We start from the raw sequence: 23,157 nt of genomic DNA, 5'->3' as shown, positions 1-23,157 counted from the left end.
TCGGCTGGTCTGCCCGTTTATTGCCCCCCGACCGTGCCGGCATAGATCAGGCGCAGCACCTGGCCGGTCACGGCGTGAAGCCGCGTGATCCGCTCCTCGCCATAGACCGGCTGCTCCAGCAGCAGGCCCACGTGGATCGCGCTGACGAAGTCGCTGGCGAGTTTCATCTGGTCCCACTGGTGACGCCATTGCGGGAAGGATTCGATCATCTCGCCGATCCAGACTTCATCGAACCGGCGCGCGACAGGGCCGAAGAAGTGGTCGAGCTCGGAATCGGTCCGGGCAGCGACGGCAAGCTCCAGATAGGCGGAAAACTCGCGCGTCCGCACGCTGCGCCAGTGCGCGTCGGTTGCGATCTTGAGCAGGTCCGCCTCGGAACCTCCGGCCATCTCGGAGAGATAATCCTCAAGAAACAAACGCATGCGCTCGTAGAACACATGCTCGACCACGGCCGAGACCAGTTCCATGCGTGTCGGGAAATGATGATGCATGGTCCCGCGCGAAATGCCGGTGCGCTCGGCCACGGCCTGGGTGGTAAGCCGGGAATAGCCGCCCTCGACAAGGCAATCGGTCGCCGCCTCGACCAGCCGCAGGCGGGTACGCGCGCTTTTCTGTTGCTGCCAGCGGGCCGGTTCCTCGCCAAGCCCGGCGGGCAGCATCGCGTGCAACATGCGCGTCTTCATCGTCGATCCGGTCACTGGTCCACCTTTGTCCTCAAACTGCGCGTCGCGCCCCTATAATGGCCCCGAGATGGGCTGAGACCACCCTCTCCAAAGTCTCAGGTTCAGATGCAAGCCCAAACCGGGCATAAAATCGGCAGTAACGCCGGTTATAAAACGAATCGCCCCAAGGGAGGCGAACCGGACCGGCGGTCTGCATGAAGCAAAGCCGGCAAGCACGGCGAGAGGGGAGTAGGACACATGACAACAAGAACATCCGCGCGCTGGCTGGCGGGCTTGTCCCTGCTGGCGCTGGGCACGTCCCCCGCACTGGCGCAGGAAAAGGCGCCCCAGGCCGAAGCCGGTAATGAGGGGGGCATCCAGGAGATCGTCGTCACCGCGCAGAAGAAGGCCGAGAACATCCAGTCGGTGCCGATCTCGATCGCGGCGGTCGGCGGCGAAACGCTGGCGGCCTACAACGTCACCACGCTGCAGGCGCTGCAAGGCACCGTTCCCAACGTCCAGATCGACAACTTCGCCAACACGCCCAACAACGCGGTCTTCACGATCCGCGGCATCGGCGTGATCGAGCCCGATCCCTACGCCGGCAACACCGTGTCGATCGTGGTCGACGGCGTGCCGCAGTTCTTCTCCATGGGCGCGCTGCTCGATACCTATGACACCAGCCGGGTCGAGATCCTGCGCGGGCCGCAGGGCACGCTGTTCGGCGCGAACACCACCGGCGGCGTGGTCAACGTCATCACCAACCAGCCCACCGGCGAATTCGGCGGCAACATCCGCGCCACCTACGGCAACTGGCACCGCTTCGACGTCAACGGCTCGATCGAGGCGCCGCTGGTCAAGGACAAGCTCAGCCTCAAGGTTTCGGGCATTCACACCGAACGCAAGGGCTGGGTCACGAACGTCTGGAACGGCGAGGACATGGGCCGCAAGAACGTCAACGCCGTGCGCGGCCAACTGATGTTCACACCCGACGCCGACCTCAAGATCACGCTCCAGGGCGAATATGTCGCCGCGCGCAACGGCGCGCCGATTGTGGTCAACGGCGGCCTGCCGGGCGAAGCGAACTATGTGCCGGCCGGCACGTTCTGGAACGGTTCGGTCATTCCGCAATACGTCAGCCCCTGCTCGGTACCGGGCAAGCCCTGCACTGCACCGGATCATTACTTTTCGGGCAACAACGAAGTGCCCGACCAGTCCGACATGACCACTCGGTTCCTCGTCGGCACGATCCAGTACAACAACACCCCGCTGGGCGACATCACCGCGATCACCGGCTACAAGAACTTCACCCTGTTCGAGTATACCGACCAGGACGGCACGGCCAAGACCAACAACGCCACCCGCCGCCGCACCCATGGTTGGCAGTTCAGCCAGGAACTGCGCAGCGCCTTCAACGTGGGCGATCGCTTCAACGCCGTGGCGGGCCTGTTCTATCTCAAGACCAGCTACAACCACTACCAGATGTACCATCTGGATTTCGCGTTGCCCGGCCTCATCCAGTACAACGTCCAGGACCAGAGCACGGAATCGTTCTCGGCCTTCGTGCAGAGCTATACCAGGCTGACCGACCGGCTGAAGTTCTCCGCCGGCGTGCGCTTCACGCATGACAGCATCGATGCGCGCTCCACGCTCGCCACGGGGCTTGGCAGCGAGAAGCTGACCTCGCCCAACTGGGACAAGTTCGATGTCACGTTCCCCGGCAGCCTCGATGTCGGCGGCAAGAAGAGCTGGGACAACGTCGGCTGGAAGCTCGGCCTCGATTACGAGCTCGGCCGCAACCAGCTCGTCTATGCCAGCTGGGCGCGCGGCTTCAAGTCGGGCGGCTTCACCGGCCGCATCGGCGTGGCGGCAGACGGTGACACGCCCTACAATCCGGAGAAGGTCGATACCTTCGAAGTCGGCCTCAAGGCGGACTTCCTCGACCGTCACCTGCGCGTCAATCTTGCCGCCTTCACCACCAACTACCGCGACATGCAGGTTGCCCAGATCTACTACGATCCGGACACCAAGGTGCAGGGCAACCGCATCCTCAACGCGGCGGCCTCGCGCATCCGGGGCTTCGAGCTCGAAGTGCAGGCGATCCCGGTCGAAGGCCTCACGCTGCGCGGTTCGCTCGCCCGGCTCGATGCCAAGTACAAGGACTTCCTCTACTTCGATCCGGTGGGCGCGAAGTTCAGTCAGCTTCAGGGCCTCGATCTGCAGAATGCCCCGCGCTGGGCTTCCACGCTTGGTGCCAACTACACCTACAAGCTTGGGGGCGGCTCGCGTCTCGTTGCCGACGTCAGCTGGCTCTACACCGCAAAGAAGTACTACACCGCGATCACAGACACGCCGCGCTCGACCGTGCAGCCGACCTACTACCTCGACGGCCTGCTCACCTTCTACGGGCCGGATGACCGCTACTCGATCGGCTTGTGGGGCAAGAACCTCCTCGACAAGCGCTACATCTCAACGGTTTACGACTCCCCTGGCTACATGGGTCTGGTCGGCTACGCGCCGCCGCGCCAGTTCGGGGTGACCGCCGGCTACAAGTTCTAAAGGCCATCCTCCCTCGCCCCGGCCGGTCTGAATGGCCGGGGCACCTTTTTTCGGGGATTCCCATGGTCACACCGCACGAACTGGCCAGCCGCCACGGCATCCTGAATGCTCTGGCTCTTCACAGCCGCGGCGTTGACCGGGGCGATGCCGCGCTGCTCGGCAGCGCCTATCATCCCGGCGCCACCGTCGACTACGGCTTCTTTGCCGGACCAGCGGAAACGCTCGTCGCCATTCTTGGCGAGGCGCAGAAGGCCTCGCCGCCCACCACGCACCGCACCTGCAATTCCTGGATCAAGGTGGCGGGCGATCAGGCCATCGCGGAATCCTATGTGATCGCGCATGTCGAGGATGCCGAGACCCAGCGCATGGTGCTCGGCCGCTACCTCGACCGGCTCGCCCTGGCCGACGGGGTATGGCGCATCACGCACCGCCAGTATGTGATCGAGGGCAATACCAACCGCCCCAACACCGCTGCGCGCGGCGACGGCAGCCTCGATCTTGCCCACTACGTTCCGCAGGGCGGCAAGCAGGCCGCCGATCCGGGCCGCGCGCTGCTCGCACTCCACGCCGCCGAAATCGCCGCCAACGCAAAGGCACCCGCCGCCATGACCCAGCCTTCCGATGCCGCACTCGGCGATGCCCTCGCCCGCGCCGAAATCCACGACTTGTGCATGGCCTATGCCCGGGGCGTGGACCGCGCGGACAAGGAACTTCTCGCCGCGATCTTCAGCGAGGATTCGACCGTGGTTACCGGCGCGGTCAACGGAAGCGGAGCGGAATTTGCCGAGAAGATCTGCGATTTTGTCGAGAGCCAGCTCGACTTGTGCTTCCACTCGGTCGCCAACGAATGGATCGAAGTGCACGGCGAGGAAGCCATCGGCGAGCATTACGCCATCGCGCACATGGTGATGGACGGCCAGGATGTGACCACCGGCGGCCGCTACATCGACCGCTATGTGCGGCGCGGCGGCAAGTGGCTGATCAAGAGCCGCACTTTCGTGTTCGACTGGAGCACCTCACACGCCACGACGCTCGAGCGCAGCGGATTCTATGAGGCGCTGAACACGTGGGGCCGCTTCGGCAAGGCCGATCCGGTCTACGCGCACTGGGCCAGTCTGGGGGAATAGGATGCACACTTCGCCGAACGGCCATATCCCTGCGAATGTGCCGCACGACCGGGTGGTGGATGTCGATGTCTATCTGCCGCCCCTGGCGGCCGAACTTGGCTTCCACCAGGCTTGGGCGAGATTGCAGGCCGACCATCCGGCAGTGGTGTGGAGCCCGCGCAATGAAGGCCACTGGATAGCACTTTCCGGCGAGGCGCTGAGAGAGGTGCAGTCTGATCCCGAGCGTTTTTCCTCACGCGTGATCATACTGCCCAAATCGGTGGGCGAAGGACACGGACTGATCCCCACCACGATCGATCCCCCCGAACACCGGCCGTTTCGCGTGTTGCTCAATGCCAATCTCAATCCCGCCACCGTGCGCGGACTGGATAACAGCATCCGCGCAACCGCCGTCGAACTGATCGAAGGCTTCCGCGCCGCCGGCTATTGCGATTTCAGTGCCGACTTTGCCGAATTGTTCCCGATCCGTGTGTTCATGGCGATGGTCGGCCTGCCTTCCGATGCGGCACCGATGATCCGCCACTGGGCCAGTTGCATGACCCGGCCCGCCATGCCGATGACGTTCGAGGAAGCCAAACAGACTTTCTTCGACTGGCTCGGCCCGATCGTGGACGAACGCCGCGCGGATCCGGGCGATGACATGCTCAGCCGAATGCTTGCGGCCGACATGGAGGGCCGCACGCTGAGCCGCGACGAAGCGCTCCGACTGTGCACACAGGTGCTCATCGCCGGGGTGGACACTGTGGTCAACTTCGTCGGTTTCGTCATGGTCGAGCTCGCCGGTTCTCCCGCATTGCGGTCGCAACTGATTGCGATGGAGGGCAACCTGATTCCTGCGGTGAACGAGCTGTTCCGCCGCTTCGGGCTCGTCACGATCGCGCGTGAAGTGCGCGCTGACATCGAATTCCACGGCGCGCAGCTCAAGGCCGGGGACATGATCTGCATCCCCACGCAAGTCCATGGCCTCGATGCCACGCTCAATCCCGATCCGCTGACCATCGATTTCAGCCGCCGCCGCGCGCCGCACTCCGCCTTTGGCAGCGGGCCGCACATGTGCCCGGGGCAGGAGTTGGCCCGCAAGGAAGTGGCGATCATGCTGGAGGAATGGCTGAGGCGCATTCCCGATTTTGCGCTGGCGGACGACGCCGATGTTTCGCCGGTTGCCGGCATTGTCGGCTCACTGCGCCGCGTCACCCTGCGATGGGTAGTCTGATCCCCTCACTGTAAGGAATAAATGCAATGGGCAAGATGGAAGGGCGCGTCGCCCTGATCACCGGCGGGGCCTCGGGCCTCGGCGCGGAAGACGCACGGGTGCTGGCACGCGAAGGTGCCAGCGTGGTTATAACAGACATGAACGTCGCTCTGGGCGAGGCGGTCGCCGCCGAGATTCCGGGCGCGGTGTTCCTGCCGCAGGACGTGCGGGACGAGGCCCGCTGGGCCGAGGTCGTGGCCGAAACGCTTGCCCGCTTCGGGCGGCTCGACACGCTGGTCAACAACGCCGGCCTCGTGCGTTTCGCTGATATCGAGACCATGTCCTACGAGGACTATCGCCTGCAGGTCGATGTCATGCTCGGCGGAACGTTCCTCGGCTGCCGTGCTGCAATTCCGCACATGAGCCGCGACGGATCGGGCTCGATCATCAACATGGCCTCGGTCGCGGGGCTCAAGGGCATCAGCGCGATCCCGGCCTATACTGCGGCCAAGGCCGGCGTGATCGGCATGACTCGCTCGATCGCGGTGCATTGCCAGGAACAGAAGAACCGCATCCGCGTCAATGCCATCGCCCCGGGCGGGATCGTCACCCCGATGACCGCCCAGGCGCTGGCAGAGCTTCCCGCCGACCATGCCGGGCTTGATCAGTCCAGCAACCACGGGATGGGGCAGCCGATAGATATTGCCAATATGGTTCTCTATCTGGCCAGCGACGATGGGCGCCATGTTACCGGCACAACGATCACCATCGACAATGGCGAGACCGCCAGCTGACCCGGTCCGGGCGCCCCTGTCGATTCCGCTAGCTTGAAGGTGGCAGGGGTTACCGCCATAAAACCGGCAGTAACGCCGATTTTCTGAAATATGGACCGGGAGCGCAAGACAATGCTCGAAATGATCCGTGAGCACGGGCTGCCCGGCGCCGACGCTGCGGCTCCGCGCTGCCCCGATGCACCCAGCATGCAGGAGATCGTCGCCCGCGACCTGCTTCCGCCGCCTGCGGTGCTCCTCTTCGAGCAGCCCGCCGCGCTCGGCACCGAACCAGTCGCGGTGGACCGCTATTTCGATCCGGCGATCTTCGCGGCGGAAATCGAGAAGATCTGGAAGCGCACCTGGCAATGGGTCTGCCGGGAGGATCACATCCCCGAGCCGGGCGACTTCTACACCTACGAAGTCGCTCACCTCTCCTATGTCGTGGTGCGGCAGGAGGACGGCAGCGTCAAAGGCTTCGTCAATTCGTGCCTCCACCGTTCGACCAAGTTCAAGCGCGGCGAAGGGATCGGTTCGGGTAGCGATCTGCGCTGCCCCTATCACGGCTGGACCTGGAGCAACGACGGCGCGCTCAGATCCGTGCCCTGTGCGTGGGATTTCGCCCATGTCGATCCCGCCAAGACCAACCTGCCGCAAGTGCGCGTCGGCCACTGGGGCGGCTTTGTCTTCATCAATCCCTCGCAGGAAGGGCCCAGCCTAGAGGAATTCCTCAGCCCCCTGCCCGAGCATTTCCAGGGCTGGGACATCGCAAACCGCCACATCTCTGTTCATGTAGCCAAGGAACTGCCCTGCAACTGGAAAACCGCGCAGGAGGCCTTTCTCGAATCCTACCACGTGCTCGAAACGCATCCGCAGCTGCTGAAGGGCGTGGGCGATGCCAACGTTCAGTACGATTGCCATTCGGACCACGTGACCCGCTTCTACGCCGCCAGCGGGGTCAATTCCCCCCACCTCGCCCGGCCGCTGAGCGAGGAGGAATTGCTCGCCACGATGATCCTCGGCGATAGCGGCTCACGCGGAGAGGCGCTCACCGTCCCTCCCGGCGAGACTGCCCGCACCGTCATGGCCCGCCACTTGCGGGAGGTGCTCAGTGCGCGGTACCGCTGTGATCTTTCCGCAGTCTCCGACAGCGAGATGATCGACACGATCGAATACCATGTCTTCCCGAACATGGTGCTGTTCCCCGGGCTCTCGCTGCCGATGGTCTACCGCTTCCGCCCGATCGGCCACGATCCGGAGCGGACGCTGTTCGAGATCCTGTTCCTGCGCCCGAATCCGGCGGATGGTCGCGTGCCGGAACCGCCCGAGCCCTATCATGTCGCCGAACGCGAGAGCTACGCCTCGGCGCCCGGTTTCGATGCGGCGATGGGCCATGTCTATGACCAGGATACCGACAACTTGCGCGCCCAGCAGCAGGGCTTCCGCGCCAGCGCGACCGGCGTCCAGAACCTCGGCAACTATCAGGAAGCGCGCATCCGCCACTTCCAGATGATCATCGACAAATACCTGGCTGCGGAGTGAGCACTATGGCGTTTGATCTTGAAGCAGAGGTGCGCGATCTGGCCGCCCGGCGCGACATCCACGATTGCCTGTGCCGCTACATGCGCGGGCAGGACCGGCTCGATCCGGTGCTTCACCGCAGCGCGTTCCACGATGACGCCTGGGTCGATTGCGGACTGATGAACGGCACCGCCGACGAATTCGTTGCCTTCGCGCAAGGCTTCCTCGGCGACATCGAGGGCAGCCAGCATATCATCGGGCAGGTCCAGCTCTCGGTCGAGGGCGAGCGCGCGTCGGGCGAAGTCTATTTCTACGCCTGGCACCGCCTCCACGAGGACGGGGTGCCGACCGATCTCATCGTCGCCGGGCGCTATGTCGACGAATACGCCTGCCGGGATGGCGACTGGCGCATCATCCGCCGCCGCGAACTGGTCGACTGGGCGCGCTCCGAACCGGCGGCCGACAGCTTCCTCAAAGACAATCCGCTGGCACTGGGCGCACGGCGCGGCGCCGACTTCAGCGAAACCCGCAATTGGCCGGTCTGAGACCGCAGAAGGATCGAGACGATGCTGCCCATTTCCGTTATCCCCGGCCAGACAGGTCCACACCTGATGCAGGCAGCCTTCATCGTCGAGGATGTCGAGGCGGCAGCCCGCGCCTGGATTGCTGCAACCGGCATCGGCCCGTTCTTCCTCGTGCCGCACATCCAGCTGGCCGAGGCGCGCTATCGCGGCGCGCTGGTCGACGGGCTCGACTTCTCGGTCGCCCTCGCCCAGTCGGGCGGGGTGCAAGTGGAACTCATCCAGCAGCACTGCGACAACCCGAGCGCCTACCGTGATACCGTGCCCAAGGGCAGCGAGGGTTTCCACCACTTCTGCATCTACACCGACGACTACGACGCGGTGTGCCAGCGCTATCGCGATCAGGGCTTTGCCGTTGCGGTCGAGGGCCAGTTCGGCGTGATGCGCTTCTGCTACATCGATACCGCCCCTGCGCTGGGCTGCATGATGGAGATCGTCGAGCAGGACGAGACCCAGACCGCCGCCTTCACCCGCATCGCCGAGGGCGCGCGAGACTGGGACGGCGTGACCGACCCGATCCGCCCCCTGTTCCCCGCCTGAGAAAGAAAGGCCCCGCCATGTCCATCCCCTGCGCGGTCGAGGACCGTCTCGCGATCCAGGATCTGCTGATCGCCTATGCCCATGCCGTCGACAATATCGGCAATATCGAGGGCGTGCTCGGCGTCTTCGTGGAAGATGCGGTGTTCGACCTCTCCGGCATCGGCCTCGCGCCGGTAAACGGCCACGAGGGCATCCGCGACTTCTTCACCAATGTATTCGCCAACATGGCGCATCACGCGCACTACCTCACCAACTTCGCGATCACTGCCTATGCGGGCGATACCGCCTCGATCCGCGCCTACGTGACCGGCATGGGCCAGGGGAAGGACGGCCGCGGGGTAACGGTCCATGGCCGCTACTACTTCGATGTCGTGCGCACCTCCGCCGGCTGGAAGGCCACGCGCTACACCATGGACTTCCTCATGCCGCTGAGCGGCACGCTGGAGAACGCGCAGTGACCGCCTCCCCCACCACAGGCTACATCGCCATCCCCGACCCTGCTGCGAACTATCCCACCAGCCCGGACGCCGAATTCCCTCGCTGCCGCGGCGATGCGATCACCGGCGATCGCTACTGGTCTAAGGACTTCGCCGCGCGCGAGTGGGAAAAGATGTGGACGCGCGTCTGGCACCTTGGTGGCCGCGCCGCGCAGCTCGAGGAGCCGGGCGACTTCATCACGCACAATTTCATGCACCAGTCGGTAGTGATGGTGCGCCAGCAGGACGGCGGCATCCGCGCCTTCCACAATGTCTGCCGCCACCGCGGCAACCGCCTTGTCGCGGCCGCGGAAGGCGGCGTCAGCGGCCACTTCACCTGCCCCTATCACGGCTGGAAGTGGGCGATCGACGGCGCGCTCGACTGGGTGCAGGACGAGGAGGATTTCCCCCAGGGTTCGCCCTGCGGCAAGCTGCGGCTCAAGGAAGTGCCCTGCGAGACCTGGGGCGGCTTCGTGTTCTACAGCTTCGACCCGAATGCGGTGCCGCTGCTCGAATACATGCATCCGATCCCGACGCTGCTGGCAGGCCGCGATCTCGCTGCGTGGAAGCGCGTCGTGTGGCGCACGCTTCGGGTCAACACCAACTGGAAGTTCGCCTCGGACAATTTCAACGAGGCCTACCATATCCCCGCGGTGCACCCGCAATTCGAGGGGATGATCGACGATCACTACTCGACCACCGTGTTCGAGATGTACCCCACCGGGCACAACCGGATGATCGAGAAGCTGCAGCCCTCGAGCCGCTATCCCGACGCGCAGCAGATGAAGCCGCTTTGGGCCGATGTGCTCAAGGAATGGGGCCTTGATCCCGCCGCATTCGATGGCCGCGCGCAGGAGGCCCGCGTGGCGCTCCAGCAGGCGCGGCGCAAGCTGGGGCCGGCGCGTGGGCATCTCCATTTCGATACGCTCAGCGACGCCGAATTGACCGATCAGTTCCACCACACCTGCTTTCCCAACCTGACGCTGACCGGCACGCCGGAGGGCCTCCACGTGTTCCGCACGGAGCCCGATCCGGAAGATCCCAACTGGTCGACATTCGACTACTGGTACCTCGCACCTGAGGTGAAAGGTCAGGACGTGCCCACGCTCTACGGCATGCGCCCCTGGGCCGAGGCCGAGCACCAGGCCGGCGATTTTGCGGCCTACCAGGCCGAGATCAAGCAAGGCGACTTCCTGACGCAGGACCTCGATGTGGCTGTCACCCAGCAGCAGGGCCTGCGTTCGCTGGGCTTCGACAAGGCCTACCTTGCCGAGCAGGAAGCCCGCGTTGGCCGCTTTCACGAGGTGATCAACGACTATCTCGAAGGGCGCCGCTGAGGGGCCCCAGCCGGGTCGGAAACACCGGGCAAATCGGGCCTGATCGAGGAGGATCATGATGTTGACACGCAAAGGGGCCGTGACGCGCTTGCCCGTCCGCACCGTCTCCCCTGTGCCCCCGCGCGTCGCCGGGGCAGAAGGCGCGGTCACGATCAATGCTGAGGCCCGCTTCCTGAGCGCCGCGCGGCGACGCGGCAGCCCGGCCGCGGGGCTGTGCCCCGCGGCCATCGATCGCGTGCGAATCCGCTGCCCGCAGGACGTGCGCCGCGCGGCGGAGGCGCTCCATGCCATTGCCATGGACCACGGGATGCGCGCCGCTCCCGCGCACAACATCGCCGACAAGCACACCCCCGTCGATGCCGAGGGCAACAACCTCGCGCGCGAGGTCTTCGGCTGGTCGGACCGCAAGGCCTGGTGCGGCAACAGCCGGATCGCGCTTGATTCCCCGATCACCGCCGCCTGCCGCTTTGAAAGCGAGCCCTTCTGGGTCAACGCACAAGGCTTCCGCACCAGCTTGCCGAACCACTATCTCGCCGCGATCGACCTCGCGAACTTCGAAGCCCGCGCCATGACCCGCGCGGCGATCGTCGTGCCCGTGCATCTGCCGTTTGGCCAGATCGGGGCGGTCAGCTTCAATCCGCTCGATCCGGCGTTGACCGAACTCGACGATCTCTTCGCGCTGCAAGGCGATGCCTTCGGCGTCTATGCCCGCACCTTCGTTGCCAGCTACGAGCATGTCATGGGCTCGCTGCAGGCTCTGACGGCGGCCGCCCGCCTCTCGAAGCGCGAGGTCGAATGCCTGCGGTGGGCAGCGATCGGCAAGACCGACGTGGAAATCGGCATGATCTTGAACCGTAGCCGCGCGACGGTGCGTTTCCACGTCTACAACGCATCGGTAAAACTCAACGCGGTCAACCGCAGCCAGACCGTCTTCAAGGCGGCGCAGCTTGGCTACATTTCGCTCGCTAGTTGAAGCCGACGTGGCTGGTCGCGACCCCTGTGCAGTTCCTATCAAAAGTGCGCAAACGCGCCTTTATCGTTTGTGCCAAATCCCGAAATTGATACCCTAATTTTACTCCGTGGAACCGACAAAAAAGTATTGGCCGCGACCAACGAGGCAGCAGAGGCCCCATGCAACAAGCGGATTTTGCGCAACTTTCGCTTTTGTCGACCACGGCGCGTGGCGCCACTCGAGCCATGCTCGGCTTCAGCAAACTTGTCGCGGCAACGCCGGCTCGGGCAGCCGAAGCGGCAGCACAAGCCACGGCCGCAGCCGGGAACGAGGCTCCTGCCGGGGTCGAGGACATCATCGGCTCCGCCCGGCGGCGCCGAGAACGATCGCCGTCAGCTCACTGTGATCGGCAAGAACCTGACCTACAAGTTCTACTTCTTCGGCGGCAGCACCAACAACGCCTTGCTGGGCGACATCATCGCCTACCGCGCGATGCCGCGTACGGTGCGGCTGCAAGTGCCGATCAAGTACTGAACGAAATCGGGGATGGGCAGCATCGAGCGACAAGGACCTTAGGGCTATGAACCTCGAAACCAGCTTGCCCATCCCTCCCGAACCCGGCGCGGCGCGTTGCCCGGGTCCGAGCACGCGCGACATCATCCTTGCCGACGGGCAGGACGTGCCCCCTGCCCTCATTGCCGAGGCCTATAGCTTCGCGGGCGATGCCGACATCGCCTACGACCGCTACACCTCAAGCGATTTCGTGGCGCGCGAGTTCACCGGGATGTGGGCGCGCACCTGGCAATGGGCCGCTCGCGAGGAGCACATTCCCGAGGCGGGCGATTACATCACTTATGACATCGGACCGTGGTCGATCCTTATCGTGCGGGGGGATGGCGAAGAAATTCGGGCCTATCGCAACGTGTGCCTGCACCGCGGCACGCAACTCAAGCGCTCGGACAGCAGCGGCAACGCGGTGGAAATCCGCTGCCCGTTCCACGGCTGGCGCTGGTCGCTCGAGGGGGAATTGGAGCACCTGCCCTGCCGCTGGGATTTCCCGCATGTGAAGGATGAGGAATTCAGCCTGCCGCAAGTGCGGATGGAAACCTGGGGCGGCTTCATTTTCATCAACCTCGACCCCGATGCGCGCCCGCTTATTGAACAGCTGGGGCCACTTGCCGAGCATTTCGCCGGCCGCTGGGACCTTTCGGACAGACGCATCGCGCTTCACCTCCAGAAGGAACTGCCGACCAACTGGAAGGCGGCGCAGGAGGCCTTCCTCGAGGCCTACCACGTCTACGAGACCCACGCGCAGGCGCTGCCGACCGCGAGCGATGCCAATGCGCAGTACGACATATTCAGCGACCATGTGACGCGCTTCATCCACACTATCGGCGTGCCGAGCCCGCACTTCACCGGCACGCAGACCGAGCAGGAACTCTTCGACCGCATGCGTGTGGCGCCCGGGGTTCTCCCCGAAGGCCGCACTGCCCGCTCCTATGCTGCCGAGAAGATGCGCGAGCAGATCTCGGAAGCGACGGGCGTGCCGCTCGACATGTATTCGGACAGCGAGATGCTCGATTCCATCGAGTATCACCTCTTCCCCAACATGTGCCTGTTTTCTGGTGTCTCGCTGCCGATGATCTACCGCTTCCGGCCCATCGGCAACGATCCTTCGCGCTCGCTGTTCGATCTGATGTTCCTGAAGCTGGTGCCGCCGGGCACGCCGGTCGAGCATCCGCCAGAGCCGGTGCGCCTCACCGTCGAGCAATCCTATGCCGAGGCACCGGGGATGAACCCGGGGCTTGGCGGGGTATACGATCAGGATACCGACAACCTGGCGCTGCAATATCAGGGCTTCCTGGGCTCGGCGAAGCACGGGCAGACGCTGGGCAACTATCAGGAAGCGCGCATCCGCCGCTTTCACCAGACGCTCGACGACTATCTGGCGGGAGCCTGAGCCATGGACCCGCTCGACCGGCTCGTTTCCTGGCAGGCGATCTACGATCTGTGCTGCGATTACATGCGCGCGCAGGACCGGCTCGATCCGGCGCTCCACATTTCGGTGTTTCACGAGGACGCAACGACCGACTACGGCGCGGGCTGGAAAGGCGATGCGCCGGGCTTTGTCGATTTCGCACAGAGGGTTCTGACACCGCACAAGGCCAACCACCACATGATCGGCCAAGTGCGGATCGATTTCGAGAGCACCGACGTGGGCCTCGGCGAGGTCTATTTCCAGGCGCACCACCGCATCGTGGCGGAAGGAGGCGAGCGCGACATGTTCGTCGCCGGGCGCTACGTTGACCGCTACGAACGGCGTGGCGGCGTATGGAAGATCGCCCATCGCAGCGAACTCGTCGACTGGGTGCGCGACGAGCCCGCCGCCGATCTGCCCGGCGGCGAGGCCATGTTCCCGTGGGGCGCACGCGCTCCGCATGATCTCAGCTGCCGCCGTGAGGAGATGCGCAAGCGATGAGCATGGTTCGCCCCGAAGAGCTGGCCGACCGGCTGGCGATCATCGATGTTCTCAACCGCTATGCGCGCGGGATTGACCGGTGCGATCTGGAGGTGCTGCGCAGCGTGTGGTGGCCTCAAGCCAAGGCCGACTACGGAACGGGCGAAATCGATGCGCTGGCCTGGTCCGACGGCGTGGTTCCCGCGCTCGCCGCGATGCGCAGGACGCAGCATTTCCTTGGCAACATGCTGATCGATATCGACGGAAGCACGGCGACCGCCGAAACCTATTGCCGGGCATGGCACGAAGTGGATTCGCCTGCCGGACCGCAGGAAATGGAAGTGGGCGGCCGCTATCTCGACCGGCTTGAACGGCGCGAGGGCGACTGGCGCCTGCTCCACCGCCGCTACGTGCTCGACTGGAGCCGCAACGGCCCCTCGACCGCACAGTGGGACGGCCCGCTCTATGGCACGCTGACCCGCCACGGCAAGCGCATGCCCGATGATCCAAGCTATACCGGAGACTGATGCAATGACGGCACCTCTCGATCCGCGCGTGGCCTTGCTGCTCGACAAGATTGCCTGCACCGAACTCGTCCACCGCCTCGCGCGCGGGATCGACCGCTGCGATGCCGACCTCGTGCGCGCGGTGTTCCACCCCGATGCGACCGACGACCACGGCATGTACCAGGGCACTGCCGCCGATTTCGTGCCGTGGGTGATGGAAGTGCTCGCTGGCATGCGCCGCACCCAGCATGTGATCGGCAATGTGCTGATCGAGGTGGACGGCGACAAGGCAAAGGGCGAGGCCTATTTCATCGCTCATCATCACATCCCGGGTCCGGATGGGGCCGGTGACAATTTCATGGTCGCGGCCGGGCGCTATCTTGATCGCTTCGAGCGGAGGGACGGCGAATGGCGCATTTCCCATCGCCATGCGGTCTATGACTGGAGTACCATCGCGCCATCGACCGATATGTGGGACCGCGCCGCCATGCCCGGTTACCCCTTTGGCGAGCGCGGCCACGCCGATCCGTCCTACCCACACTTCACCGGTGCCTGATACAGGAGACCACCCATGACCACCCAGACAGACCTCCCCCGCGCCCGCGCCAAGTCGCTGGCCGATATTTCCCCGCTGGCCGATCCGCCGCTGGGCAATTCGCCGATCACGCCGGAACGCTATTTCTCCAAGGAATGGGCTGACCGCGAATGGGACAAGATCTGGACCAAGACCTGGCAGATCGCGGGCACGCAGGCGCAGATCCCGAATACGGGCGACTGGCTGACCGCCGACTTCGGGCCCGAAACCATCGTCTGCGTGCGCGGCGATGACGGCGAAGTGCGCGCGTTCTACAACGTGTGCCAGCACCGCGCGATGCCGGTGGTGGCGGGCGAGCAGGGCAATTCCAAACGCCTCGTCTGCCCATACCATGGCTGGACCTATGACCTTGCAGGCAAGCTCAAGGTCGTGCCTGACGAGGCCGATTTCGTGCAGGGCTCGCCCTGCGGCAAGCTCAACCTCATCGAGGTGAAGTGCGAGATCTGGGCCGGGTTCGTGTGGATCAACATGGACAACGACGCAGCGCCGCTGCGCCAGTTCATGGGTCCGATCGCCGACCAGATCGATACTTATCCGATGGACGCGATGGTCCGAACGCACTGGGTGACGATCGAGGGCAACTTCAACTGGAAGCTGGTGCAGGACAATTTCAACGAGAGCTATCACGTGCCCTTCGTCCACCCGCAGACGAAGTTCGTGATGGAATATGGCTACAACCACTGCCAGTTCGATCTCTATCCCGAAGGCCATGCGCGCATGTTCATGCCCGGCGCCGGGCCGACCAAGCAGCTGCGCGGCGGCGAGGCCGAGACATTGGAAATGCTGCGCGAGGAGCTGGAGTTCTGGGACCTCGATCCCGAGCAGTTCCGCGGTGGCAAGACCGGCGAGATCCGCAAGGCGCTGCAGCAAGCGAAGCGCGAGAAGGGCACCGAAAAGGGCTTCGACTTCTCGACTTATCACGACGACCAGCTGACCGACCACTGGCACTACACGATCTTCCCGAACCTCTCGTTCAGCCTCAAGCCCGATGGAAATATCTGGCTGCGCGCGCGCCCGCACGAGACCGATCCCGAGAAGTGCTACTTCGACATGTGGTACATGACGCTCTTCCCCGCCGGGACTGAGCGCTACTATTCGCAGTCGATGTCCGAATGGGTCGATGTCTCGGTGCCCGGCCCCCACGTGCAGGGCAAGTGGGGCGATGTCTCCGCCGGCCCCGGCATCGATCAGGACGTCTCGGTCTGGGAACTCCAGCAGCGCGGCCTCCACTCGCGCGGCTACAAGCGTGACTACCTCGCCTGGCAGGAGCGCCGGGTGCGCTACTTCCACGAGAACCTCGAAAAGTGGATGGCCGACTGAGCTGGCGCGCATACCAGAAGGAAGACGGATGACGGTGCAAGCCCGACAGATCGTGCTGGCGCGCCGTCCGCAGGGCGCGCCAAGGATCGATGACTTCGCCCTTGGCACCGCCGCGCTCGCTGCGCCGGCGGCGGGCGAGGTCTTGGTGCGAAATCTGTGGCTCTCGCTCGATCCCTACGTGCGGCTGGCACTCAGCGAGCAGCCCGGATTGCATGGCACGGTTCCGCTCGGCGATCCGCTGCCGGGCATGGCTGTGGGCGAGGTCATCGCCAGCGCCAGCGCCGAACTGCCGGCGGGAAGCTTCGTTCTGTCGAGGGTGCACGGCTGGCGCGATCACTACCTTGCCCCGGCCGCCGAACTCCAGCCGCTGAGCACAGCGGCGGGGCCGATCGAGCGCTACCTTGGCCTCTATGGCCTGACCGGCATCACTGCCTGGGGCGGCATCTACGGCGTGCTGAAGCCGCAGCCGGGCGAAACGCTGTTCGTAAACGCGGCCGCCGGAGCGGTCGGCATGGTCGCGGTGCAGCTTGCCAAACGTGCCGGCGCGCGGGTGATTGCCTCTGCCGGATCGGACGCCAAGTGCAGCTGGGTCACCGGCACGCTGGGTGCCGATCACGCGATCAATTACCGCCGCGAAGACCTTGCCACCTGCCTTGCCGAGCTTGCGCCCGAAGGCCTTGCCGCCGCCTTCGACAACGTCGGCGGTGAGCAGCTCGAGGTTATGATCGACGCCATGGCGCCGCGCGGGCGCATCGCGCTGTGCGGCGCAATCGCGCTCTATGACGGGGAAAACTACCGCGCCGGCCCGTGCAATCTCTTTGCGGCAGTCGAGAAACACGTCAGCCTCACCGGCTTCAACGCAGGCTTCTATTTCCCGCAAGCGCCGCAGATCATCGCCGATCTCGCCGCAGCCGAGGCCGAGGGCGCGCTGGTTCACGAAGAGACGATCATCGAGGGGCTGGAAGCGATGCCGCAGAGCTTTATCGACCTGCTGTCAGGCGCCAGTCGCGGCAAATTGCTGATAAGGGTTTAGCGATGGATCTCAAGATTGCGGGCCGCAAGGCGCTGGTCAACGGCGGCAGCGCGGGCATGGGGCGCGGCGCCGCGCTGGCTCTGGCGCGCGAAGGGGCGGAAGTGTTCGTGTCCGCGCGCGGGGCTGAGCGCCTGGAGCAGACCTGCGCCGCCATCGCCGCCGAGACCGGCGCGAAGGTCCACGCCATTATCGCCGATCATGCCAGCGACGAGGGCCGCGCCGCGATCCTTGCCGCCTGCCCCGATCCCGATATCTTCGTCGCCACATGCGCCCCGCCGCCCTTCACCGGCGATTTCCGCGACGTCTCGCGCGAGGCATTCGAACGCGCGGTGGCGACCGCGCTTCTCAGCCCGATCGACTATATCAAGGCCGTGACGGTGACGATGGTCGCCCGCCGCTGGGGCCGGATCGTCAATATCAGCACCGGCGCCGCCAAGTACCCTGCCGCCATGCGCGTCCTCTCCGGCCCGCCGCGCGCCGCGCTCGCCAATTACTGTCACGCGATTTCCAAGGAACTCGCGCGCTTCAACGTGACGATCAATTCGGTGCTGCCCGGCATGCATCACACCCCCGGCATCGAGGAAGTCATGGGGCCCCGCGCCGCCGCGAACGGGCGCACCTATGACGAGGAAGTCGCGTCGTTCATCAAGGCCGTGCGCCTCCCCGCCGGGCGCTTCGGCGATGCCGAGGACCTCGGCGCGCTGGTGGCGATGTGCTGCAGCGATCAGGCCAGCTACATGACCGGCCAGTCCATCGTCGTCGACGGCGGGATCGGCACTTCGACGTTCTAGGCCGCCGGCCGATACCCCGCGCCGCGCACCAGCTTGCCCGGCCGGGCACCGGTCGACTGGTCGAACCGGCGGATCACCTCGCCTGCCACCACCGTTGCGTCATAGCCGGTCGCACGTTGGTGCAGACGTCGCCCGCCGGCTGGCAAATCACGCACAACTTCAGGCAGATGCAGCCTCAGGCCATCCAGGTCGATGACATTGAGATCGGCCCGCGCGCCGACTGCGAGAACCCCGCGATCATCCAGCCCCACCGCGCGCGCCGCCTTCCGGCTCAACATATGGACCGCTTCGGCCAGCCCCAGCTTGAGCGGCCCCTCGCCCTTGACGAACTGGGTCAGCAGATATGTCGAATAGCTCGCATCGCAGATCGCCCCGTAATGCGCGCCGCCATCGCCCAGACCCGGCACGCAATAGGGATGGCGCAGCATCTCGTGCGCACTGTCGAGGGTCGCATTCTCGTAGTTGCCCAGCGCGGCGAGGAACAGGCCCCGCCCATTCGTCTCAAGCAACCGTTCGTAGGCGATCTCCTGCGGCGTGCACCCGCGCGCGGCAGCCTGCCCCGCCATGCTCATTTGCGCGGGCGGCGCGTAGTCCGGCGGATTGTCGAGCGGGAACAGCCAGCGCCAGTTGCGCGCTAGGGCGTTGAAGGGATGGCCCGGCGCGAAATCCTCGGTCAGCAGCGCCTCGCGCAAGGCGGGATCGCGCATCGCCGCCACCTGCTCGTCGATCGAGAGGTGGGCGATCTTCGCCCAGCTCGGGCAGAGCACGAAGGGGTGTACCGTCAGCTCCAGCCCGGCGATCAGACCGATCGGGCGCGGCATGACCTGCGCATGCGCCACGCCGCCCGCAGCATTGGTCGCCTCCAGCTTTTCGAGCACCCGCCGCCAGCGCGGGGGCGCATCATTGCCCGAAGCGAGGGTGAACGTCGCCGGGCGGCCGCTCGCGGCGATCACCCGCTCGATCACGCGGTATTCCTTGTCCCACCCGACAAAGGCATCGAGCACGACCTGGAACGTCCCGGCGCCTGCATCGGCCATGCCGCGCGTGATCGCTTCCAGTTCGGCAATGTCGGCCTCGAAAGTCGGGATCGCATCGCCATCAGCGGTCTTGTGGATCGATAGCCGCGAGGTGGCAAAGCCGATCGCTCCGGCGCGCATCGCCTCGGCCGTCAGGCGGCGCATCAGCGTCAGATCTTCCTCGGTCGCGGCATCGCGCGAAGCCCCGCGCTCTCCCATCGCATAGACCCGCAAGGGTGAATGCGGCAGATAGGCCGCCACATCGATATCGCGCTTTCCGGCCGCAACGGTGTCGAGATATTCGGGGAACGTCTCCCAATCCCACGACAGGCCCTCGGTCATCACCACGCCGGGGATGTCCTCGACCCCCTCCATCACATTGATCAGCATATCGTGATCCGCCTTGCGGCAAGGCGCGAAGCCTACCCCGCAATTGCCCATCACAGCCGTTGTCACTCCGTGCGCGGAGGACGGCGAGAGTTCCTCGGCCCAGATGCACTGGCCGTCATAATGCGTGTGAACGTCGATGAAGCCGGGCGTGACCACGCGGCCCTTGGCATCGATTTCCTCAGCGCCGCGCCCGCTGAACGCGCCAATCGCCGCGATCCGCCCGCCAGCGATGGCAATGTCGCCCTCGATCAGATCGCCGCCGCTGCCATCGGCAATCGTGCCCCCCCGGATGACCAGATCATAATCGGCCTGCATCGCCTCACCCTCCCCTAACCAGCCGAACAATCCCGCCAATCAGCGAGCCGAGCACAAAGATATAGATCGGCGGCATCGAGATATAGAGCGGGAGCAGCCGCTTCTCAGCCGCCCGGTGATAACCACGCGCATAGAGCACCCTCATGAACGGCCAGATCGCCCCGATCCCTGCCGCCCAGACCGGGCTCACCACATAGGCAAACAACCACATACCCGGCAGGAAGAGCACGAGATGCTCAAGCGTATTCTGGTGCGCACGAACATACCGCTCATACTCTTCCGGCCCGCTGTGCGAAGGCACCGCGATCTTGAACCGCCCTCGCGCCAGCCCGGCCATGAGCAGCGTGAAATAATAGGCCAGCAGCGCCAGCGCGCTGACGATCACGACATAGATGTAAGGATCGGTCATGGTTCCAGGCGCGCCTCTTTCCCGTCAAGCAACAAGGCTGGCCCAGGCAGCACCGCGCGGCAACTCGCACTTTTGCGACACGCGCCAATGGCGACCCTATTCGGGCCAGCGGCTCGCAGCTGCAGCATTTTGGCCGGCGCCCGGCACAGTTTCGTCCTCAACGGCGTCATGCTGGACGCGTTCCTTGCAGAACCCGGCAAGCTCGCTCCGAAACGCATCATCCATGCGCCAGCGCCAGTGGCGAAGTCCGAGCATCCGCGATCGGCTGTCGCCAGATTCCAAGGGCAAATAATAGTCCGAAATGGTTCATCTAATGCCGATCAGTCTTGCGAGAGAGACCGATTCCACGCCCAAACATCGGCTCATAGACGGTTATCAGGCGCAGAAAAATGCGCCCATGCAGCATAACCACCAAGATGATCAGCGCGGCAAAGAGTCAAATTAATGCAGAGAGTTAACATTCTGAGTCATTAAGCCGGTCTATCAGCCCCTCGCGGGCGTCCCCCGTCAGCACCAATGGCACAGATTTGAGGTTGTGATTTAAGGAGGGTTGGGACTTCGTCAGTGTGACGAGGGAACGAAGAGGAAGCCCCAACCCTCCTGGAAAGGATCGCCGGTGAGGGCTGGTTGGGTGCCAGTTCGTGCAAAGCGAAGTGCATTTCGAAGCGATCGCCTGGGGAACACGCCCAGATCGGCACACGAGCACCGGACGGTTGGCTGGAAATCGAAACCGTGGTCAAACTCTGGGCTTGATCACTGACGCACGCGGTAGGGGTTATTCATCCGGGACTGATGTGCGGTAATCGCCGAAAGCCCCATCGCGAGCATCGAGCGCGCCGCGCACGTCTCCGGCGCGGAAGCCCGAAAAGGTCTGTCTGGAAGCCTCGGTGGTCATCGCCAGGGCCTGCATTTCCGTGCCCGCGCGGATTGCAGACCGCAAGCCCATCGCTTCCATGGCCCGGTGCACCGATCGCTTGTTGATCTGCTGGACCTCGGGAGGAATCTTCGCGACCCGCTCCGCGATCTTGAGGACTTCACTTTCAAGCTCGGCGGCAGGGAACGCCCGGTTGGCGAAGCCCACGCGCACCGCTTCGTGGGCAGACAGCGCATCCCCGGTCAGCATCTGCTCCATCGCCGACCGTAGGCCGCAGAGCCAGGGATGGAACTGGGTATCGGGCGGACTCATCCCGCGAACCGGCGGGTAGCCGATCTGCGCGTCGTCGCTCAGGTAAATCAGGTCACAGGCCGTGGCGAGTTCCGTGGCCCCGGCGAGGCACCACCCGTGTACCTGTGCGATAACGGGCTTGGCCAGATCCCAGATGCGGAAAACCCCTTCGACGACGTGCCGCGGCCAGAAGCCGGCGCCACCGGCAGTATGATAGGGCGGCGCTTGCGTGCTGGCCTCTGGCGAAAGGTCATAGCCGGCAGAGAAGCAGGAACCGGCCCCCCGCAGGACGATTACCCGAACGTCCGCGTCCTTGTCCGCATTCTCCAGCGCCGCGAACAGCTCAGTCCTGAGAGCATTCGAAAGCGCGTTGCGCTTCTCCGGCCGGTTCAGCGTCAACCGGCGAACACCGGCTCGCGGCATGTCGCTCAGCACCAACGACGAGGACGCATCTTCCATTTGGGCAACTCCAGCACAGTCAGAAAATCGTGTAGCCCGCGTCGAGCACGATGCTGTCCCCTGTGTGGAACCGCGATGCATCGGAAGCGAGATAGACCGCGATCCCGCCAAAATCCTTGGGCTCCATCCACTGCCGGAAGGGCACGCGGGAGATCACTTGCCGGTTGAACTTCTCGTTTGCATGCGAGGCTTCGGTCATTTCGCTGACCGTCCAGCCCGGAAGAACCGCGTTGGCGCGCACGCCATAGCGGGCAAACTCGACGGCTGTCGCACGAACCAGCGAACAAAGGGCCCCCTTGGCCGCCCCGTACGCCTGATTGCGGGCAGCGCCGTGGATAGCCGAGGTCGACGAGATCGCGACCAGCGATCCACCCGGATCGCCCGCTTCGGCGCGCGCCTTCATGTGCTTGCACGCCTCGCGCAATGTGAAGAACACGCCGTCCAGATTGACGGCCATGACCTTGCGCCATTGCTCGGTCGGAAACTCGGCGAAAGGAGAACCGCCGCCAACACCGGCATTGGCCACGACCGTGTCAACACGGCCGAATTCGCGGACGGCCTTTTCCATGGCCTCGATCACGGCGTGTTCGTCCGCAACATCGACGAGCTCGCTGGCAATGCGTTCTCCAGTTGCCTCCAGCTTCTCTTTGGCTGCAGCATTCTTCGACGGGTTCTTGCCCCAGATGATTACGGACGCCCCTGCCTGCGCGAGCGCCTCCGCCATGCCGAGGCCGATGCCGCCATTTCCGCCGGTCACAAGCGCGACTTTTCCACGAAGGTCGAAAGGCTGGTAAGGCATTGCGATGCATCCTCAATTGGCACTCAGGGGGCGCCTTGGTCAGCAAGGTCCCCCACAAGCCCGGGCTAGTCCACTTGTGCAAAGTGCTAGTGGAAGCGCAGTCGCTGCCGAAGCCGGATCAGCGAGCAACTGAACCGCCCCGGGATTGCCGGAGGCCCTAACTCCTGAGAGGAAGGGTCTACGA

23 protein-coding genes are annotated in these 23,157 nt (G+C 64.7%); 18 read left to right on the top strand and 5 right to left on the bottom strand.

Features of this window, described 5'->3' with window-relative positions; all coding sequences use genetic code 11:
* Window positions 1–17 precede the first annotated feature (17 nt).
* Window positions 18–683 carry a TetR/AcrR family transcriptional regulator gene (locus tag WCL10_RS13485; RefSeq protein WP_336896178.1) on the bottom strand — a complete coding sequence of 222 codons (666 nt, stop codon included), beginning with the start codon at window positions 681–683 and terminating at the stop codon, window positions 18–20.
* 237 nt (window positions 684–920) lie between these two features.
* Between WCL10_RS13485 and WCL10_RS13480 the strand changes: the two genes are divergently transcribed.
* The 18 genes from WCL10_RS13480 (at window position 921) to WCL10_RS13395 (ending at window position 18,420) form a co-directional block, all read left to right on the top strand.
* On the top strand, window positions 921–3,221 hold the full coding sequence (locus WCL10_RS13480; RefSeq protein WP_336896177.1) for a TonB-dependent receptor: 2,301 nt from the start codon (window positions 921–923) through the stop codon (window positions 3,219–3,221).
* Between the two features lie 62 nt (window positions 3,222–3,283).
* Window positions 3,284–4,348, top strand: a complete 1,065-nt coding sequence (locus WCL10_RS13475; protein ID WP_336896176.1) for a nuclear transport factor 2 family protein — start codon at window positions 3,284–3,286, stop codon at window positions 4,346–4,348.
* A gap of 1 nt (window position 4,349) precedes the next feature.
* Window positions 4,350–5,561, top strand: coding sequence for a cytochrome P450 (locus WCL10_RS13470; RefSeq protein ID WP_336896175.1), 1,212 nt, complete (start codon window positions 4,350–4,352; stop codon window positions 5,559–5,561).
* A gap of 26 nt (window positions 5,562–5,587) precedes the next feature.
* Window positions 5,588–6,334, top strand: a complete 747-nt coding sequence (locus WCL10_RS13465; RefSeq protein ID WP_336896174.1) for an SDR family oxidoreductase — start codon at window positions 5,588–5,590, stop codon at window positions 6,332–6,334.
* Between the two features lie 111 nt (window positions 6,335–6,445).
* Entirely contained in the window at window positions 6,446–7,852 is a 1,407-nt protein-coding gene (locus tag WCL10_RS13460) for an aromatic ring-hydroxylating dioxygenase subunit alpha (protein WP_336896173.1), read from the top strand.
* 5 nt (window positions 7,853–7,857) lie between these two features.
* Complete coding sequence (locus tag WCL10_RS13455; RefSeq protein ID WP_336896172.1) at window positions 7,858–8,376, top strand: nuclear transport factor 2 family protein; 519 nt, start codon at window positions 7,858–7,860, stop codon at window positions 8,374–8,376.
* Between the two features lie 21 nt (window positions 8,377–8,397).
* Window positions 8,398–8,952 carry a VOC family protein gene (locus tag WCL10_RS13450; protein ID WP_336896171.1) on the top strand — a complete coding sequence of 185 codons (555 nt, stop codon included), beginning with the start codon at window positions 8,398–8,400 and terminating at the stop codon, window positions 8,950–8,952.
* A 17-nt stretch (window positions 8,953–8,969) separates the two neighbouring features.
* Complete coding sequence (locus WCL10_RS13445) at window positions 8,970–9,410, top strand: nuclear transport factor 2 family protein (protein WP_336896170.1); 441 nt, start codon at window positions 8,970–8,972, stop codon at window positions 9,408–9,410.
* Window positions 9,407–10,765: an aromatic ring-hydroxylating dioxygenase subunit alpha gene (locus tag WCL10_RS13440; RefSeq protein WP_336896169.1), complete on the top strand. Its 1,359-nt coding sequence runs from the start codon at window positions 9,407–9,409 to the stop codon at window positions 10,763–10,765. Before WCL10_RS13445 ends, WCL10_RS13440 begins: the two co-directional genes overlap by 4 nt.
* 172 nt (window positions 10,766–10,937) lie before the next feature.
* Window positions 10,938–11,738 (top strand): LuxR C-terminal-related transcriptional regulator, encoded by an 801-nt coding sequence (locus WCL10_RS13435; RefSeq protein ID WP_336896263.1) that lies wholly within the window; start codon window positions 10,938–10,940, stop codon window positions 11,736–11,738.
* Between the two features lie 243 nt (window positions 11,739–11,981).
* A complete protein-coding gene (locus WCL10_RS13430) occupies window positions 11,982–12,251 on the top strand; it encodes a hypothetical protein (protein WP_336896168.1) in 270 nt (89 codons plus the stop codon).
* A gap of 46 nt (window positions 12,252–12,297) precedes the next feature.
* Window positions 12,298–13,677 (top strand): aromatic ring-hydroxylating dioxygenase subunit alpha, encoded by a 1,380-nt coding sequence (locus WCL10_RS13425; RefSeq protein ID WP_336896167.1) that lies wholly within the window; start codon window positions 12,298–12,300, stop codon window positions 13,675–13,677.
* 3 nt (window positions 13,678–13,680) lie between these two features.
* Entirely contained in the window at window positions 13,681–14,196 is a 516-nt protein-coding gene (locus WCL10_RS13420; protein ID WP_336896166.1) for a nuclear transport factor 2 family protein, read from the top strand.
* The gene (locus tag WCL10_RS13415; protein WP_336896165.1) at window positions 14,193–14,702 is read left to right on the top strand and encodes a nuclear transport factor 2 family protein; all 510 of its coding nucleotides are present in this window, start codon (window positions 14,193–14,195) and stop codon (window positions 14,700–14,702) included. The genes WCL10_RS13420 and WCL10_RS13415 overlap by 4 nt, the downstream gene beginning before the upstream one ends.
* A gap of 4 nt (window positions 14,703–14,706) precedes the next feature.
* Complete coding sequence (locus tag WCL10_RS13410) at window positions 14,707–15,237, top strand: nuclear transport factor 2 family protein (protein WP_336896164.1); 531 nt, start codon at window positions 14,707–14,709, stop codon at window positions 15,235–15,237.
* Window positions 15,238–15,252: 15 nt separating this feature from the next.
* Window positions 15,253–16,596, top strand: a complete 1,344-nt coding sequence (locus WCL10_RS13405) for an aromatic ring-hydroxylating dioxygenase subunit alpha (RefSeq protein WP_336896163.1) — start codon at window positions 15,253–15,255, stop codon at window positions 16,594–16,596.
* 28 nt (window positions 16,597–16,624) lie between these two features.
* Window positions 16,625–17,629 (top strand): NADP-dependent oxidoreductase, encoded by a 1,005-nt coding sequence (locus WCL10_RS13400; RefSeq protein ID WP_336896162.1) that lies wholly within the window; start codon window positions 16,625–16,627, stop codon window positions 17,627–17,629.
* A gap of 2 nt (window positions 17,630–17,631) precedes the next feature.
* Window positions 17,632–18,420 carry an SDR family oxidoreductase gene (locus WCL10_RS13395; protein WP_336896161.1) on the top strand — a complete coding sequence of 263 codons (789 nt, stop codon included), beginning with the start codon at window positions 17,632–17,634 and terminating at the stop codon, window positions 18,418–18,420.
* Here the strand turns inward: WCL10_RS13395 and WCL10_RS13390 are convergent.
* From WCL10_RS13390 to WCL10_RS13375, 4 genes are all read right to left on the bottom strand, one after another.
* Window positions 18,417–20,141, bottom strand: coding sequence for an amidohydrolase family protein (locus WCL10_RS13390; protein WP_336896160.1), 1,725 nt, complete (start codon window positions 20,139–20,141; stop codon window positions 18,417–18,419). The two genes, WCL10_RS13395 and WCL10_RS13390, sit on opposite strands and share 4 nt — an antisense overlap.
* A 4-nt stretch (window positions 20,142–20,145) precedes the next feature.
* Window positions 20,146–20,550 carry an MAPEG family protein gene (locus WCL10_RS13385; RefSeq protein WP_336896159.1) on the bottom strand — a complete coding sequence of 135 codons (405 nt, stop codon included), beginning with the start codon at window positions 20,548–20,550 and terminating at the stop codon, window positions 20,146–20,148.
* A 775-nt stretch (window positions 20,551–21,325) separates the two neighbouring features.
* Complete coding sequence (locus WCL10_RS13380) at window positions 21,326–22,174, bottom strand: enoyl-CoA hydratase-related protein (protein WP_336896158.1); 849 nt, start codon at window positions 22,172–22,174, stop codon at window positions 21,326–21,328.
* 19 nt (window positions 22,175–22,193) lie between these two features.
* Window positions 22,194–22,973, bottom strand: a complete 780-nt coding sequence (locus tag WCL10_RS13375) for an SDR family oxidoreductase (protein WP_336896157.1) — start codon at window positions 22,971–22,973, stop codon at window positions 22,194–22,196.
* Between the last annotated feature and the right edge of the window lie 184 nt (window positions 22,974–23,157).

Source organism: Novosphingobium sp. (assembly GCF_037133355.1).
Taxonomy (GTDB): Bacteria; Pseudomonadota; Alphaproteobacteria; order Sphingomonadales; family Sphingomonadaceae; genus Novosphingobium.
The sequence above is the reverse complement of the archived record's forward strand: the minus strand, read 5'-3'. Positions and strand labels throughout refer to the sequence as shown.